We start from the raw sequence: 16,092 nt of genomic DNA on the forward strand, positions 1-16,092 counted from the left end.
AATGGTAAAGAACGTCAGGACTGTAGTTCTCTAATAAGAGCCTTATGTGTAATTTCTTTGATTTGTTCAATATTGACTAGGATATCTTGTTTTGTTGGATAACCTTTACTAGAAAAAGCAATTTTTTGTGCATCTCCTGAGATTAAACGCCAGTACCATTGATTGTGAACTCCTTGAAACACCTCAAAATACATGCTTCCCACCTCATAAAATAGCTGATAATTTTCAGGATAAATATTTAACTAATCCGTCTGTGAACACTAATGTATGTTTCTATAGGAAGTCGTCAATATATTCCCCTTAAATTTTCTGACCTTAAAAAATAATTTCTATGAGAGCTATTATTCTTTTAACAAGAAAAAAATTCTTGTCAATAAGATATGAATGAGAATTTTATACTATAAAATTATTTTTTTTAATTTAAAGACACTATACTTTCATTTACAATGCGAATATTTTTATTGTCATTACAGAAATAAATTTTATAAATTATACAAAATTTCACCAGCATGGATAAAGTAAAAAATACTCTTCTCCATACTGGTAGAGTTTTATCATTTCTTGCTTTTTCTTTTGAAACAAACGTTTATTGATTAGCTATAACCTCTTTTTGGGATACGCTTCGAATGAGTAAATCAATGAATAAGCTAAGGGTGTAAGAATTAGCCATTTTAGCTTTCATATCGATCAGAGAGGTTGTAGTTTTAGGGTTAACTCCACTTGATAAACCTTGTCTTGACAAATATTGCTGCAATTTTTCATAAGAACTGTTGATTTTTTCTTGATTTAGTTTTTCATTACGATCACTATTGGCAAGTGTTTCTTCCAATCCTTCGATTTTTTTAATAAAATAATTCCAGTCAAAATCACCTTTTGTATATTCGGTGTCAAACATTTTTCCTTGTCCAGTTAAAAGCCAATTAATATTGACACCATATAAAGTGCGGTATGTTTGTAAGACACTAAGATTGGGTTCTCTCTCTCCACGCTCATAAAAAGCAATGGAATTTTTTGTCATGCTAAAATTTTTAGCCAAGGTTTCACGTGATGGATCGCCTAAAGCAAGACGTACATAACGTAAACGTTTTCCAAATATGGTTTTTGATTCAGTTTCAGGACGTGCCACGAATTATCTCCCTCAGTAAATCATCATGGTATAAATCATTAAATAATAAAAGCACACTATGTATTAATATTCTATGATATAATGTCAATATTTATAGCTTTAATTTCTTTTTATTTTTTTATTTTCGTGGATAGAAAGAAATCTTTCGCTTATTGTATTGACAATTGATGTTCATTTCAAAACAAAATTCTCTGTTTGCTACATTTATCTCTTGCTTTTTTTGAGAGAGTTTTCATGTAACTTTACCATATATATTCTATACACTTCTGCATCAATAGATGCAACTTTAAAGAGATGCAAACTTTGGATTTGTAATGGGTGTGTTTTAGATGAATGAGAAAATAAACTTTGAGGAATGATCATGGCCCTATTACGCTATTTTGGGTTTGCTTTTTTTTTCACGATTATTGGTGTCTTTTTAGGAGGGGTTATTGGTTGGTTTGAAACGGAAAGTATTACTGGTTTTCTTAAATATTTTTTTATTTGCTTTGTTTTAGGAGTTTTGGAAATTTCTTTATCTTTTGATAATTCTATTATCAATGCGCGTATTCTTAGTAGAATGGATCCGTTGTGGCGTCGTCGTTTTCTTATATGGGGCATTTTGATAGCTGTATTTGGGATGCGAATTGTTTTTCCATTATTGGTGGTTGTCGTTGCTGTTGGGACTAATCCAATTGCGGCAGTCAAATTAGCGATATGGGAACCACACCGATATGCTGAAGTTTTAATCGATGCACATATGGGGATTGCTGCTTTTGGAGGAACTTTCCTTATGATGGTTGGCTTAAAATATTTTTTTGATTCTGAAAAAGAGGTACATTGGCTTAATGTTATAGAGAGACCTGCTCAAAAGTTTGGGGCGCTTGTTGGGATTGATATTGCAATTGTTTTGATTTTAATCTTATTTGTTTCAGGGCAGATTGACACAGAAGATAAAATAACTTTTTTATTGGCAGCCCTTTATGGACTTTTGACCTTTATCGGTGTTGAAGTTGTCGGTCATCTCTTGGATACCCCTCAAAAGACTTTAACAACAGTAACTCACGGGGGAATAGGGGCGTTTCTTTATTTAGAAGTTCTTGATGCTAGTTTTTCTTTCGATGGCGTAGTTGGTGCTTTTGCCTTTTCACACAACCTTTTTATTATTGCGATAGGTCTTGGTATCGGTGCATTTTACGTTCGTTCTATGACAATTATGTTGGTTGAATCAGGAACATTATTGCATTATCGTTATTTGGAGCATGGTGCTTTTTATGCAATTTTAGTTCTTGCAGTGATTATGTATCTGCAAACGATTATATCGGTTCCTGAAGTTTTAACAGGACTTGTGGGAGTCTGCATTATTGGAATGGCATTATATTCTTCAATTCGTTTTAAGCATCGTCAATTGGATAAACATGTTGTGTCTAAGTAATGGAGATTTCTTCTTTTCTCAGGCTTTTGTTTATCACATATCTTTGAATAGAAAGAGGTCTTTTATGCAAAATAAAATACTATTTTATTGCTTATTTGTGTTTTTGTTTTAAAGTTGAGTCCATTTCATGATATTATCCATGAAGGGAATAATGTACAATCTCTAGGGTACTTTTTGTCCTAAATATTAAGACAGAAAGCTGATGCTATACTTTTTAGCAGCTTTTAGTAGTATGACAAGCTCTTGTATTTAATGGTTCATAAGAAGCATTTTTACTGTTTTTTTGAATGATTTTTATTCATGCATTGATTCTCTTTGTAACGTGTAGGAGCATGGTTTTGAAACAGGTTTGAAATCAGAGAATTTACGATATTCTGGACTCTCACTTAAATATGTGAAAAATAATTTATCCTTTATAAATCAGTATATTACAATGGTAGATTAGAGAAGAATATTTTAAGAGACCATTAAAAGTTCTACACCAGCTTCGTTCATAGTTTTAAGCATAGCATTTAGTGATCCATTTACATCAATACCAGCACAGGAATTTAATGAAACACTGACTTTAAAACCGCATTGTATAGCGTGAAGAGCAGAAAACCCGACACAAAAATCAGTTGCTAAGCCACACATAATGAGCTTGGTAAAACCATGTTCTTTGAGATAAACTTGTAAACCTGTTGGTGTTTTTTGATCATTTTCAAGAAAAGCAGAATAGCTATCCATTTTTTGATTATAGCCTTTTCTAAGGATAAGTTGTGCCTTTTCCACTCTAAGAGACGGGTGAAATTCCGCTCCTTGTGTTCCTTGTATGCAATGATCAGGCCAAAGTATTTGAGGACCATAGTCAAGAATGATGGTATCATAGGGCTTTTTTTCAGGATAGCAGGAAGCAAAGCTGCAATGGTTTTTTGGGTGCCAGTCTTGGGTTAAGATAACGTGGTCAAAATGATTTATGAGATTATTGACGGCGGGTAAAATAGCATCACCTTGTGGTACGGCAAGTGCTCCACCTAATAAGAAGTCATTTTGAACATCAATGACGATTAAGGCTTTTTTTTCCATAAATATATTCCTATATGAGATGATCTTTTATCGTATTTTTAAAAAAGCTATATTTCGTCTTGAAGTTTTGAAATGATTTGCTGGATATTGATATTATTTTTGTAATTATCAAGCCAAAAGAGGGGAACGGATAAGTTTTTACAATTGGTTTTATAGTTTTTTACGAATTGTAACCACGTACCAATTGGAAGAGCACTGTAGTCATTTGTTGCTACGTGTTGATGCAAAGCTTTCATGATCATTGGGCTTGGAACGTCAGATCCCATAAGGCGGCGATCGTTTTGTAAACGTAATTTAAGCCATATCAAGGCAAGGGGGGAAGACCATTGTTTCCCGTAGCAAAAAATCGATGAAAAAAGGGAAGGATTTTTTACTGCGTAATATAAAGCCCATAAAGCGAAAAAAGAAGGCGCATAGAGAATTGCTTTTCTTTTCGGTACCATATTACATTGATAAGTTGGTTTAATACGATAAAAATACAACGTTATATCTGGTATGGAAAAGAGAGGCAATGTTTGATAACAGGTTTCAGGTACAGCTAAAAAGATTTGTTTTTTGCTTTTTGTGGGGATGTTTTTTTGCATTCAGGACCATACTGGGGCTTGTGAGATGAGAAAAAATGTACCAATATAAAGCGAAAAGCTTTTGATACGATGTAAGTGCTATTTACTGTACAGTTTCAAAAAGCAAAAGCAGTTTTTTCAAAATCCTAATCTTTAATATCGCACAATATAAAGAGAAATTTATGGCACGTCAATTTATCTATCATATGGCTGGGCTTAACAAGTCTTACGGCAATAAAAAAGTTCTAGAAAATATTCATTTGTCTTTTTATCCAGATGCGAAGATCGGTATTTTAGGGCCGAATGGTGCAGGGAAGTCAACTATTTTACGTATTATGGCTGGGCTAGATAAGGAATATACGGGAGAAGCATGGATTTCTGAAGGAGCACGCTGTGGCTATCTACCACAAGAGCCTTTGCTTGATGCGAGCAAAGATGTGCGTGGCAATGTGATGGAAGGTGTTGCAGATAAACAAGAAATTCTTGAGCGTTATAATGAATTGATGATGAATTATAGCGAGGAAACGGCTGATGAAAGTGCACGGCTTCAGGACATTATTGACAGTCAGAATCTTTGGGATTTAGAAAGTCAAGTGGAAATGGCTATGGCTGCTCTTGGTTGTCCGCCAGCCGATGGGGATGTAACAAAACTTTCGGGTGGTGAAAAGCGGCGTGTTGCACTTTGTAAATTGCTTTTGTCAAAACCTGATTTATTACTTTTGGATGAACCGACAAACCATTTAGATGCTGAAACGACGGCTTGGCTTGAAAGGCATTTACGTGAATATCCTGGGGCCGTGCTTTTGATAACCCATGATCGTTATTTTCTCGACAATGTGACGGGTTGGATTTTAGAGTTAGATCGTGGGAGAGGTATTCCTTATGAGGGAAACTATTCTGCTTATTTGGGGGCTAAAGCCAAGCGTTTGGCGCAAGAAGGCCGTGAAGAGGCAGCGCGTCAACGTGCTTTATCACGTGAGCAAGAATGGATTGCTTCTAGTCCAAAAGGGCGACAAGCAAAGTCAAAAGCTCGGATTAAGGCTTATGATGAGTTGGTTCAAGCAGCACGTGAGCGCCGTCCTGGAGAGGCGCAAATCATTATCCCTATTGGAGAAAGATTAGGACAGGTTGTTATTGAAGTTGATAATCTCTCTAAAGCTTATGGTGAGCGTGTATTGATTGATTCTCTTTCTTTTAAACTTCCTGCTGGTGGTATTGTCGGCGTTATTGGGGCCAATGGTATGGGAAAGTCGACCTTGTTTAAAATGTTGACGGGACAGGAACAGCCCGATACAGGTCAAATACGTATCGGTGAAACAGTTCACATGAGTTATGTGGATCAGAGTCGCGATTCCTTGGTGGGGAATAAAACTGTTTGGGAGGAAATTTCTGGTGGAAATGACATTATTAAATTAGGCAAATATGAGATGAATAGCCGCGCTTATTGTGGGGCTTTTAATTTCAAGGGGGCAGATCAACAGCAGAAGGTGGCAAATTTATCAGGAGGACAGCGCAATCGCGTACATTTGGCGAAACTTCTAAAAGAGGGGGGGAATGTGCTTCTTCTTGATGAACCGACAAATGATCTTGATACTGAAACATTGGGTGCATTGGAAGATGCATTGGAAAATTTCGCTGGTTGTGCAGTTATCATATCGCATGATCGTATGTTTCTTGATCGATTGGCAACACATATTTTAGCCTTTGAAGGTGATGGCCATGTAGAATGGTTTGAAGGTAATTTTGCTGAATATGAGGCTGATAAAGTTCGTCGTCTTGGGGCGGAATCTCTTAATCCTAAGCATGCAAATTATAAACCTCTTACACGCTAGAGTTTTTTATCTTATCTCAACGTTTTTGAAAAAATGGTGTATTGTACCGTGTTTGTTATTTCATAAATAAAGTGTGTGTGTATTCTGTGGAAGTTTTTATTCATTAGAAATAGTAAGAGATACTTTATGAAATTATGACCTAAATAGGGTTATTCTACTCATGATATATAACCAATTATTGCTTGTAAAATTGCAATGAAAAGGAGGGGATGAAGAGTAAGCACTATTTCTACAAATGCTCTGGTCATTAAGCATTATCATCTTTACTTAATAAAAATGCAAGCTGGCACCATCATGTTATTTATTTTCTCTCAATAGTGTGCAGTTCTTGTTTTGAGATGACCATAAAAGGTATTTTTATCCATATGTCTCCTCCGTTTATGAGCTGTAAGAGAATAATTTGAATTGATTTATCATGAATAGGTTTGAAATGAGAAAAATTTACGGTATTCCGATGTTTTATTCAAGTTGAAAATGATGAATTATTATTATAAATCAATGTATTCTCATTATAAAGAGAAGCAGGGAGGATAAGATCTGTTCGTTTTTACAGTAGCCTATTTTTTTCATAGTATAATAAAATAGAGAGAACAAAATAGATGAGAATACGCGTTTTATGCTTGACTTTTTTTTCTATAAACAAATGTTTATAGGAATGTTTAAGGGATAATTATGAGAAAAAGTGCAAGTTTAGATGCAATGATTGTGCTGCTAAAAGCAGTCGCAGAAATAAGCCATTTACGTGTTCTTACGCTCTTACGTCATGAAGATTTAACAATTCCTGATTTTATTTTTATTCTTGGTCAGTCGCAAGCGTGTATATCACGATATTTACGTTTGTTGTACGAAGCACGATTGATTGAGCGTTATCAGAAGGGAAATAGCCTTTATTTTAAGCTTTGTCATGATTTTTGGGGGAAAGACATTGTAATGAGTATTCTTTTGGCTTTGCCAAAGCATGATATGTTGTTAGCGCATGATTTAGAACGTTTGAAGGATGTTAAAAAGCAACGTCAAAAAACGAGGAAGAAGCATTTCTTACAAAATACGTTGCAATGGGATGTATTACGGTCATCCTATATGGCAGATCATGGTGTGGAAAACGCTTTACTTGAAATCATTGGCGATAAACCATTTCAAACGATGCTGAATATTGGAATAGGTGGAGACTCTGTCTTAAAATTGTTTTCTAATCTTTATACGCATGCGGTTGAAGTTGTGCTTGATAGCAATGTTTTTCACTTATCTGTTGGAGATACAACTTTTGATTTAGTTATTTTTCATTGGGTTTTGCATTTTCTTGAAAATCCTGAAATGTTTCTTCATGAGATATCAAGTGTTTTGCGTCCTCATGGACGTTTATTGATTGTGGATTTTGGTTATCATGAAATTGAGTCTTCATATTCTGATCAAGCACATATGCGTTTTGGATTTTCGGCTTTACAAATAGAACAATGGCTTAAAAATACGGGACTTGTCCTAGAACAAACGGTTTGTCTTACTCCTATACAAAATGAAAACAGTGAGAAGGGTAAGGTTACGCTTTGGCTTGCTCGTGATCCGCGTTTATTAGTTGACGATATCAAAGATAAACAAGTCGATTTTGCATAAATCGCGTTTGTTAACGTGCTTTATTCTCTGATTTTTCTCAAGGAATAGCGTAGAGATAAAACTTTATTCAATCATTGATCATCTATTGTTTTTTACATTTTTATTATGTTTTTATATGAGAGTATTGGTGTTTCATAGGGGCGTGGAGGCTGTGTGCTGTGTAATGAAAGCACCTTTTATGGAGTTAAGGCTATGAGGATTATTATGTAAGGTGTCTTGATATCATGTTTGTTTTATTAGCCAATATATTGGTTTTAAAAGATCATTGATTTTTTAGACTTCAATGAGAGGCTTGAATATAAGAATATTTTTTCATTTTAAATTTTCTGTTTCAGAATTCAAAAGAGTCTGCTTGTCTGTTACAAGAGAAGATATTTATCTAAATAATACCGTTTGTAAAAGGAAATACATCTTTCATACATTTTCTAAATGTGAGAGCGGCTGCAATATGATATAATATTACACAATATAATGTAGTGATGGCTCATACCTTCATAATTGTCAAAGATGGTGGTGCCTAATAGATCTTAAGATGTCTTTTTAAAACAGGGACCTATATAAGAAGTACCTTAGAGTTTTTCGTGAGGGCTACAAGCAGATGCTCTAAAAAGAACGAAAAAGTAAAAGTTTGGTAGATGACACCATGAAATTATTCATAAATTGGTAATGGATTGGAGTGATGTTCTGAATTTTAAAAACATTTTGTACAACAACGGTTATAATAACGCCTCTGGCTTTACGTTTATCTCTGCCTACAAGCATTCATATATGGCGTTCGTCTATGTGTTTTGCATTATATTCATAAAAATAAGATTGACGATGATCTATGGATAGTCCGTGGCTGAAAGTAGGAAAGAAAAGCGTGATATTATACTAAAGTTTCGTATCTCTTTATCATGAGAAGTATGAAGGTTATTAAATAAGTCCATTTTTTTTTGCCCAAAGTGATTTTCTTTCTCTTTATGCTTGTCGCTTATCTTATGACGCAATCCGCGGGTATAGCGTAAAATTGATAGGGAACCATCGTTTTTAGTTTAAGTAAAAGTTATAAGCCGGCATCATCGTTTTATGTTTCAGCTTCTCATGTTACCGAAGATCTTGCTTTAAAATGGTTTATAGAAGGTATTTTGACTCTTTTTATGTTTTTTATCCATATGCTTCTTCTTGTTTGTGATGTGCGATAGTATGGCTATTCATTGATTCAATAGACGAAGATTTAAAATAAGGGAACTTTACGTTCTTGAGATCTCTCATATGAGTTGTAAAATGATGAGTTATGATTGTAAATCAATGAATTGTTTACGTTAGAAGAACAGACTATAACAATTTTTGAGCATAGAAGCTACTGTATGTATTATTTTACGGGATCATTTAAATGATAGAGATTAAGAGAAAATGTCTGCATTGATCTCGGTTTGTTATGTTAAAATGCGTTAAAACTTTTGGTTATTGTAAAACAGTTTATCATTATTTGGAACGATTATAGGGCGTGATTCGAAACAAATACCTTCAGAGTTCTTATTTTTTCATAAAATTAAGCTGTTTAAATTTTTCATTGATTGTTATATGAGAGATGCGACAATATTTTAATGATCATTTACAGAATTTTTTATGAAGATAGATAAGATTTTATTTCTCTAATTTATTGTTTTTATTTAAATAATTCATAGCTTTCTTGCAAGAAGATGTTTTTCATTTTTTACGGTTATTTGTGTAAGATTTTAAAAATCTACGTTTTTCTTTTGCGGTGATTGCTGTTGGAAAAGTGATTCTACTTTTACATCGTTTGATTTTTACAGGGTGGATACGTAGAAATTACGGTTTTTTTAATTATGATCATCAGAGTTATGAAAGAAACTATTTAAAAGTTATAATGATTGTAGATTCTAATTGATGCTTCTTGAAATAAAATTGCTTCAAAATGGGGCGTTTTGAACTTTTTTTGCCTAAATTTTAACATTTTTAAACAATTTATAGCTCTTTTATGTTTTTTTGCGTAGAAGATGATAAGAATTTCTTGTTGTTTAAAGAATTTTATTCCATAGCAAGGATATTACATCGGCTATCTTAGTGGTTGATGTGAGAGGACGATCGGGGAACCTCCTCCCCCCCCCCCGCGTGGATCCCCTAGATTGTCTGGCCTGACTGAGGATTTCCTCAGTCAGGCTTTTTATGATTGTTTTAGGGGATGTTGTAGCGTGTTATCAGGGGGAAGTGTAAGATCTGTTATTGTTTCGCCTATAGTACCTAAATACATAGAGGGGCAGGTCTTATTGGGCGGATAGTGTTAGCGTATTCATTTTCAATAATTTGATTTTTCTTTATTGAGGCATTGTTGAATGCTATAATGAGAATCATAAAAGGAAACTATGTTTGTATTCTGTGATCTTTAGGTAAGAGATAATGGGATCTTTTTCACATCGTATTATTTTTATTTTATTTGTATTTTTTATTTCTGGCGCTGTCTTTTTTGCTTCTCGAAGTAGTGCTGTTTATCAGTTTTTTTCCGGTCGCTCTTCTTTTTCTTCTCAGAAGCTTGATATAACAGAGGAGGAGTTGTTAGAGAGATTGTCCGTGTCTTTTCCAGATATTATCAAGCATCTTTCTAAGATGAGTCCTCAACAGCAAGAGTTATTTATTGCACAGCTGCGTCGCGATGTAATTGCGCTTGCTTTTAAAAGTGGTCAGAGTCGTGAGCAGGCTCACAAATCTGGTGAAACTATTGCTATGGCTCTCTCAAAAGCGATTTCTCGTCCTTCCATTGCTAATGCTTATTTTTAGCTGTTTTTTTAATCGCGCTTTTGGGGTTTATTTTGAGGAGCAAGAGCTTTTCGTGAATTTTTGAAAAGTATGAAGAGGTAATCAATTTGTAAGATAATTAGCAAAATTTATCTTACTCAAAAGGTAGGTAATCGAAGTATAAGGATAATGTTGTAATCATTACAGGAGTGATAGAAAGTCTATTAAGTGTATTGGTCAAGTTAATTGCATTATTGATCGCTACAATGACAAAAGCAGTATTGACTATAATAAAACACGTTAATCGTATTTTATAAGCCAGTTATTTTTTTATTTGATATGGGTAAATAAAAAATTTTTAAAGGATTTAAGATTTCTTTGTTCTACGGGGTTTAGAATATTTATTCACTTGTATGATTTCTGAAAATGGGGCGCAAGGCTGATAAGATGGTAGCCTGTGACAAAGAAAAAAATATTTGAATGAATATGAGAAGTCTATTTTTATTAAAAAAGGCTTTGGGGGTATTGAGTTTTCTAACATTTTCAAAAAAACAGACAAAGGTAATTGTTAAGCTTTGTTGTAGGGACAAAGACGGATATAACTTTTTTAGCATATTGTTTTATAATGAGAATTTGTCATTTTCATATTGAGTGAGAATCTTAGGAATTGTAAAATTCTCTCGTTTTAAATTTATTCATGGTGAAAAAATCAAAATCAGTTTCTTGTGCACTACAGGTGAGAGGCTTGTGTGGATAAAGGCTCTTGAAAAAAAGAAGTAAAAAGCTTCTTTGAGGAATCTTGAGAGCTAAAAGCCTGTTGCAATATTTTGAATTGGTAAAGAGTATGATGGTTTTAGTATATTTATGAATTTTTTATTGCGCAATGATGGGGGTAGGGATTTGTTTTGTGATTTGTTGAGGTTTTATCGGACATAAAGAGTGCTGTGGGTGTTTATTAACCAGAGAGAAGCGTTGATAACGGTTTATATTTTTTGTGAAACTTTTTTGATATTAAGGATCTTCGGTAAAAAGATATTCTTGTCTCTCTTTAAGATGCTATTTTTTAATATAAAAATTGAGTGATACAATAGTGATAGCAAAAATTTGTAGATTATATCATTTTATTTAATACGCTATAAGATTAATTATAGTCTCTTTATTTTTTTATTTTATGATATAGATAAATCTATAATTTGTGCATAAAGAGATTTTCTTTTTTTGCAGAATTTTATCTTGAAATTGTCTTACTCTTTCCTTTTTCAAGCCGTTCTTTTGCTTTCTTTTTTTGTACAATACATTTGCAAATTATTTGCAGCTAGAATTTGAGAATGTTTGAGTGAAGAGAAAGAAAATGCAATTTTTGAAAATCTTGTTAAGTACAGCGTGTGCTGTATTTTTTGTATTTGATATAAGTTGGACTCATAGTGTCTTAAATGTTGCGGAATCAGGAGAAGCTTCAGTAATTATTGCTTCTAAGATTCCTGATCGTCCTTATGAGTTTCTTATTCAGAAACTTGCGAATAAATATAATGTTCCCGTTAATTTAGCACATGCTGTTGTAAAAGTTGAAAGTAATTATAAGGCAGGTATAAAGGGGGCTGCTGGCGAAATAGGTTTGATGCAAATTAAACCCTCTACGGCACGATGGTTGGGTTTTAGTGGTTCTGTACAGGATTTGTACGATCCTGCGACCAACCTTGAATATGGTCTGCGTTATTTGGCACGGGCGTATAAACTCAGTGGTGGAAGTACGTGTGGTACAATCCTTAAATATAATGCAGGTCATGCTGCAAAAAAAATGAATTCCATTTCGGCGAAATATTGCGCAAAAGTGAAAACTTATCTGGCTTCATTAAAATAAAAACATCTTTTTAGACAGGTTTGTTGTAAAATATTTTAAGATGCTATTTTCACGGAGCTGAAAATGTTTTATAAATTAATGCGTCAGTCGGCTGGGCAGCCGCGCTTGTCTAATGCTAAAATGCGGCAGGTGAGGAAAGTCCGGGCTCCATGGAAAGACGGTGCCGGGTAACACCCGGCGGGGGTGACCCTAGGGAAAGTGCCACAGAAAGTAAACCGCCTATTTTTATAGGTAAGGGTGAAAGGGTGGAGTAAGAGCCCACCGCGCATTCAGTAATGAATGTGGCAAGGTAAACCCCACCGGGAGCAAGACCAAATAGAAATGACGTGCAAAATTTAATTTGCAGCCGATTTCCGGGCGAGTCATTCGGGTAGGTTGCACGAGGCGGATGGTAACATCCGTCCCAGATGAATGGTTGCCATGTAAAGTGTAAGCTTTACTCTACAGAACCCGGCTTATAGGCCGACTGATATTTCATGATGATACGCGATATTTTATAAGATCGATTATATGATCTTTTATGGAGTCTATGTGTTTTAAATGGACACTTGAGCAAAGAGTATTTTAAAAAATTATAACATTTCTTTAAGTATAATGCGTTAGGATCTGTCTTGGGATAACTTTAGTTTTTTCGTTCATTGTGATTAATATGAAAGTTGAAGGCTAGGTTACTCTAAAATCAGTTGCTATGAGAGAGCTGTTGATTTGAGACAGCATAACTTCAAGACGGATTATTTTGATAAAGCAGGATCAAAGAGCTGAACGCCATATTCCAGTGTTGTTGCAGCCAGTTTTGGCTGGGCTTATGCCATTGGTTGGAGCAAAAGTGATTGATGGCACCTTTGGTGCTGGTGGTTACACGCGCGCTTTGTTAAAGGCAGGGGCGGAGGTGATCGCTCTTGATCGTGATCCTCATGCTATTAGTGCGGGACAATCGCTTGTTGAAGAATTTTTTCCACGACTTCGTTTGGTGCAAATGGAATTTTCACAGTTGGATCGCGTTGTTGAAGAGAAGGTGGATGCAGTTATTTTGGATATTGGTGTCTCTTCAATGCAGCTTGATGAAGCAGAAAGAGGTTTTTCTTTTCAAAAAGATGGTCCATTGGATATGCGAATGGCTCAGACTGGTTTTACTGCTGGCGATGTTATAAATCACTTAAAAGCAAGGGATTTGGCACGTATCTTTAAGATATTAGGAGAAGAGCGTTATGCGGGGCGAATTGCACGGATGATTGAAAAGCGTCGTGTTGTTCAGCCTTTTTTGCGTACAGGTGATTTGGCGTATGCTATCGAAGCGTTGATAAGACGTAAGCCGGGAGATCGCATTCATCCTGCAACACGTGTATTTCAGGCTCTTCGCATTTATGTTAATGATGAAATTGGTGAACTTGCACGTGGCTTATTTGCTGCTGAACGCATTTTGAAACCGGGTGGTCGTTTGGGTGTTGTCAGTTTTCATTCTCTTGAAGATCGTATGGTCAAAAAATTTTTTTCTTTTCGTTCAGGAGAGTGTATGAGATCACGCTATCTTCCTGAAATAAAAACGGCTCCAGCAACATTTTTCCCTTTGTTTAAAGGGGGGATAACTGCAAGTGAAGAGGAGTTACAGCAAAATCCTCGTTCACGTTCTGCGCGGTTGCGTATTGGTGTACGAACTGAAGCAGAGGCTCTTGTAGCAGATATGAAATTATTTGGTTTAGCAGAGATTGCCAGTTTTGAAGGCGGCAAGAAATGACAGTTTTTCGTACATTTGATATGATCTTAGTGATGATTATGATTTGTATGGCAGGTCTTACTTATAAAGTAAAATATGATGTTCAAAAACGAATGAACGAAGTCCGTCATCTTGAGCATGAAATTGCTGCAGCAAAAAATACGGTAAGTTTGCTTCGTGCTGAGTGGGCTGTGATGATAAGGCCTTCACGCATGCAAAAACTTGCAAAACGTTATCAAAAAGAACTTGAGTTAGAGGTTATACAGCCGCGTCAAATCGTGGCGTTTAAAGATATTCCGGTACGGATACATGATCAAATTGAAGAAGTGATTAAACAAAATATCTTGGAAGATAATCAGGATATTTTGACAAATAATCGGGCTTCTCAGATAAATGGTGTTGTCCAAAAAGGCGCGCATTAATGAAATCGACTTTTTTATTTTCACAGAAGAAAAAGCACTTAAAGAATTCGTTGAATAATCATAATGTTTCTGTTCGTCGTCCCTATTCTAGTCGTCCACGTTTGCTTTTTTCGTTGTTCTGCTTTTTAATTTTATATGGCATCATGGGGGCTTGCCTTATTTCTTATGGGTTAGAAGGTGGACAGATTGAAGAAGCAAAGGGGCCAGGAGTTCTTCAATTGATGGCACGGCCTGATATTGTTGATCGTAATGGTCGTTTATTGGCAACAGATATTAAAACTTATTCACTTTTTGCTGAGCCACGACGTATTATTGATGTGGATGAGACAATTGAATTACTCTCAACAGTTTTGCCTGATCTTAATTGGCAGGAAACCTATAAGCGTTTAAAAAGAAAATCTGGTTTTTCTTGGATACAGCGTGGATTAACACCAATGCAGAAGACGCAAATTATGGCTCTTGGTATACCAGGAATTGGTTTTCGGACTGAAATTCGTCGTTTTTATCCTGATGGATCTGTAACTTCCCATATTCTCGGGATGGTGAATGTTGATAATCAGGGCATTGCAGGTATGGAAAAATATATTGATGATGCGGGGTTGAGTGCTTTGCGTGCCGCTGGTCTTGCCATGGAAGAATCATTAAAACAAGTTCAGCTTTCGATTGATGTGCGTGTTCAGGCAATTGTTCATGATGAACTTATTCAGGCTATGAAGCGTTATAAGGCAATTGCTGCGGGAGCTGTTATTTTAAATATACATACGGGGGAAGTTTTGGCTTTGGCATCACTACCAGATTTTGATCCTGGAAATCCTATTGAAGCTTTAAAAAGTGATCGTCTCAATCGGATAACGGCAGGAGCTTTTGAAATGGGATCGATCATTAAAAGTTTTACAACCGCCATGGCTCTTGATTCCGATATTTTTCATTTAAACAGTATTATTGATGCTTCAAAGCCAATAAAAGCAAGTAGAGGGTATACTATTCATGATTTTCATGGAAAAAATCGTCCCTTAACGTTATGGGAGGTTTTTATTTATTCCTCCAATATTGGTTCTGCTAAAGAGGCATTGGCGATAGGGATTGATAAACATCGTGGTTTTTTGCAAAAACTTGGGTTACTGGATCGTCTTACAACAGAGTTGCCTGAAGTTGCCCATCCTATTGTGCCACATCATTGGAAGGATATCCATTCTATGACGATTTCTTTTGGGCATGGTATGGCAACAACACCTTTGCAAACAGCTGTTGGGGCTGCTGCTTTAATGAATGGTGGTTGGTTAATTGCTCCGACATTTTTAAAACGTACAAAAGGACAAACGTTGCACCATGCAAAACGGGTTTTGCAGGCTAAAACAAGTCAAAATATGCGTTACCTTTATAAATTAAATAGTGATATTGGTTCTGGACGTAATGCAAAAGTCGAAGGTTATCGTGTAGGTGGTAAGACAGGAACAGCTGAAAAAGTTGAAAATGGAAAATATTCTAAAACAAAAAATTTCAATAGTTTTCTTGCTGCTTTTCCTATTGATGATCCTGTTTACGTTGTTTTAACAATTATTGATGAACCAAAGCCTGCAGAGGGACAGCGTTCAGCAACAGCGGGGATGAATGCTGGACCAATGCTTGCTAATATTGTTCGTCGCACAGCTAGTTTTCTTGGTGTAAAACCCGATTTTAAAAAAGAATATGAGCCTCTTTTAAGTAAAAAGAGCAATTCAAGTTTCGTTAAACAACGGTAAAAT

General features: G+C 35.3%; 12 protein-coding genes and 1 other RNA gene. 9 read left to right on the forward strand and 4 right to left on the reverse strand.

Annotated features, from left to right (window positions below):
- Positions 1–14: 14 nt before the first annotated feature.
- Together ACFIKR_RS04420 and ACFIKR_RS04425 are read right to left on the reverse strand one after the other, a co-directional pair.
- Positions 15–194 (reverse strand): DUF1508 domain-containing protein, encoded by a 180-nt coding sequence (locus tag ACFIKR_RS04420; protein ID WP_015856658.1) that lies wholly within the window; start codon positions 192–194, stop codon positions 15–17.
- 392 nt (positions 195–586) lie between these two features.
- Entirely contained in the window at positions 587–1,126 is a 540-nt protein-coding gene (locus ACFIKR_RS04425) for a helix-turn-helix domain-containing protein (protein WP_375658986.1), read from the reverse strand.
- Positions 1,127–1,487: 361 nt separating this feature from the next.
- On the opposite strand from ACFIKR_RS04425, the gene ACFIKR_RS04430 reads away from it, so the two are divergent.
- Positions 1,488–2,540 (forward strand): DUF475 domain-containing protein, encoded by a 1,053-nt coding sequence (locus ACFIKR_RS04430; protein WP_375658987.1) that lies wholly within the window; start codon positions 1,488–1,490, stop codon positions 2,538–2,540.
- Positions 2,541–2,996: 456 nt separating this feature from the next.
- Here the strand turns inward: ACFIKR_RS04430 and pncA are convergent, their stop codons facing one another.
- On the reverse strand, positions 2,997–3,605 hold the full coding sequence (gene pncA / locus ACFIKR_RS04435; RefSeq protein WP_375658988.1) for a bifunctional nicotinamidase/pyrazinamidase: 609 nt from the start codon (positions 3,603–3,605) through the stop codon (positions 2,997–2,999).
- A 47-nt stretch (positions 3,606–3,652) separates the two neighbouring features.
- On the reverse strand, positions 3,653–4,189 hold the full coding sequence (locus ACFIKR_RS04440) for a hypothetical protein (RefSeq protein ID WP_375658989.1): 537 nt from the start codon (positions 4,187–4,189) through the stop codon (positions 3,653–3,655).
- A gap of 161 nt (positions 4,190–4,350) precedes the next feature.
- Here ACFIKR_RS04440 and ettA point away from each other — a divergent pair, with 161 nt between their 5' ends.
- The 8 genes from ettA (at position 4,351) to ACFIKR_RS04480 (ending at position 16,089) form a co-directional block, all read left to right on the forward strand.
- Positions 4,351–6,000 carry an energy-dependent translational throttle protein EttA gene (ettA, locus tag ACFIKR_RS04445; protein WP_375658990.1) on the forward strand — a complete coding sequence of 550 codons (1,650 nt, stop codon included), beginning with the start codon at positions 4,351–4,353 and terminating at the stop codon, positions 5,998–6,000.
- A gap of 672 nt (positions 6,001–6,672) precedes the next feature.
- Positions 6,673–7,611 carry an ArsR/SmtB family transcription factor gene (locus ACFIKR_RS04450; protein ID WP_375658991.1) on the forward strand — a complete coding sequence of 313 codons (939 nt, stop codon included), beginning with the start codon at positions 6,673–6,675 and terminating at the stop codon, positions 7,609–7,611.
- Between the two features lie 2,403 nt (positions 7,612–10,014).
- A complete protein-coding gene (locus ACFIKR_RS04455; protein WP_375658992.1) occupies positions 10,015–10,392 on the forward strand; it encodes a hypothetical protein in 378 nt (125 codons plus the stop codon).
- Between the two features lie 1,309 nt (positions 10,393–11,701).
- A complete protein-coding gene (locus ACFIKR_RS04460; RefSeq protein ID WP_375658993.1) occupies positions 11,702–12,211 on the forward strand; it encodes a lytic transglycosylase domain-containing protein in 510 nt (169 codons plus the stop codon).
- An 83-nt stretch (positions 12,212–12,294) separates the two neighbouring features.
- An RNA gene (gene rnpB, locus ACFIKR_RS04465) (RNase P RNA component class A) lies at positions 12,295–12,685 on the forward strand.
- 262 nt (positions 12,686–12,947) lie between these two features.
- Positions 12,948–13,946, forward strand: a complete 999-nt coding sequence (rsmH, locus tag ACFIKR_RS04470) for a 16S rRNA (cytosine(1402)-N(4))-methyltransferase RsmH (protein ID WP_375658994.1) — start codon at positions 12,948–12,950, stop codon at positions 13,944–13,946.
- Positions 13,943–14,347 (forward strand): hypothetical protein, encoded by a 405-nt coding sequence (locus tag ACFIKR_RS04475; protein ID WP_375658995.1) that lies wholly within the window; start codon positions 13,943–13,945, stop codon positions 14,345–14,347. The genes rsmH and ACFIKR_RS04475 overlap by 4 nt, the downstream gene beginning before the upstream one ends.
- Positions 14,347–16,089 carry a peptidoglycan D,D-transpeptidase FtsI family protein gene (locus tag ACFIKR_RS04480; protein ID WP_375658996.1) on the forward strand — a complete coding sequence of 581 codons (1,743 nt, stop codon included), beginning with the start codon at positions 14,347–14,349 and terminating at the stop codon, positions 16,087–16,089. Before ACFIKR_RS04475 ends, ACFIKR_RS04480 begins: the two co-directional genes overlap by 1 nt.
- Positions 16,090–16,092: the final 3 nt, after the last annotated feature.

The sequence above is a fragment of the Bartonella sp. MR30HLJHH genome (assembly GCF_042194195.1).
Classification (GTDB): domain Bacteria; phylum Pseudomonadota; class Alphaproteobacteria; order Rhizobiales; family Rhizobiaceae; genus Bartonella; species Bartonella grahamii.

Excerpts from the sequence above, each read along its gene's own strand:
- ACFIKR_RS04450 (WP_375658991.1), top strand. The coding sequence starts at position 6,673 with ATGAGAAAAAGTGCAAGTTTAGATGCAATGATTGTGCTGCTAAAAGCA.
- ACFIKR_RS04455 (WP_375658992.1), top strand. The coding sequence starts at position 10,015 with ATGGGATCTTTTTCACATCGTATTATTTTTATTTTATTTGTATTTTTT.
- ACFIKR_RS04475 (WP_375658995.1), top strand. The coding sequence starts at position 13,943 with ATGACAGTTTTTCGTACATTTGATATGATCTTAGTGATGATTATGATT.
- ettA (WP_375658990.1), top strand. The coding sequence starts at position 4,351 with ATGGCACGTCAATTTATCTATCATATGGCTGGGCTTAACAAGTCTTAC.
- ACFIKR_RS04460 (WP_375658993.1), top strand. The coding sequence starts at position 11,702 with ATGCAATTTTTGAAAATCTTGTTAAGTACAGCGTGTGCTGTATTTTTT.
- ACFIKR_RS04430 (WP_375658987.1), top strand. The coding sequence starts at position 1,488 with ATGGCCCTATTACGCTATTTTGGGTTTGCTTTTTTTTTCACGATTATT.
- ACFIKR_RS04480 (WP_375658996.1), top strand. The coding sequence starts at position 14,347 with ATGAAATCGACTTTTTTATTTTCACAGAAGAAAAAGCACTTAAAGAAT.
- ACFIKR_RS04420 (WP_015856658.1), bottom strand. The coding sequence starts at position 194 with ATGTATTTTGAGGTGTTTCAAGGAGTTCACAATCAATGGTACTGGCGT.
- ACFIKR_RS04440 (WP_375658989.1), bottom strand. The coding sequence starts at position 4,189 with ATGCAAAAAAACATCCCCACAAAAAGCAAAAAACAAATCTTTTTAGCT.
- pncA (WP_375658988.1), bottom strand. The coding sequence starts at position 3,605 with ATGGAAAAAAAAGCCTTAATCGTCATTGATGTTCAAAATGACTTCTTA.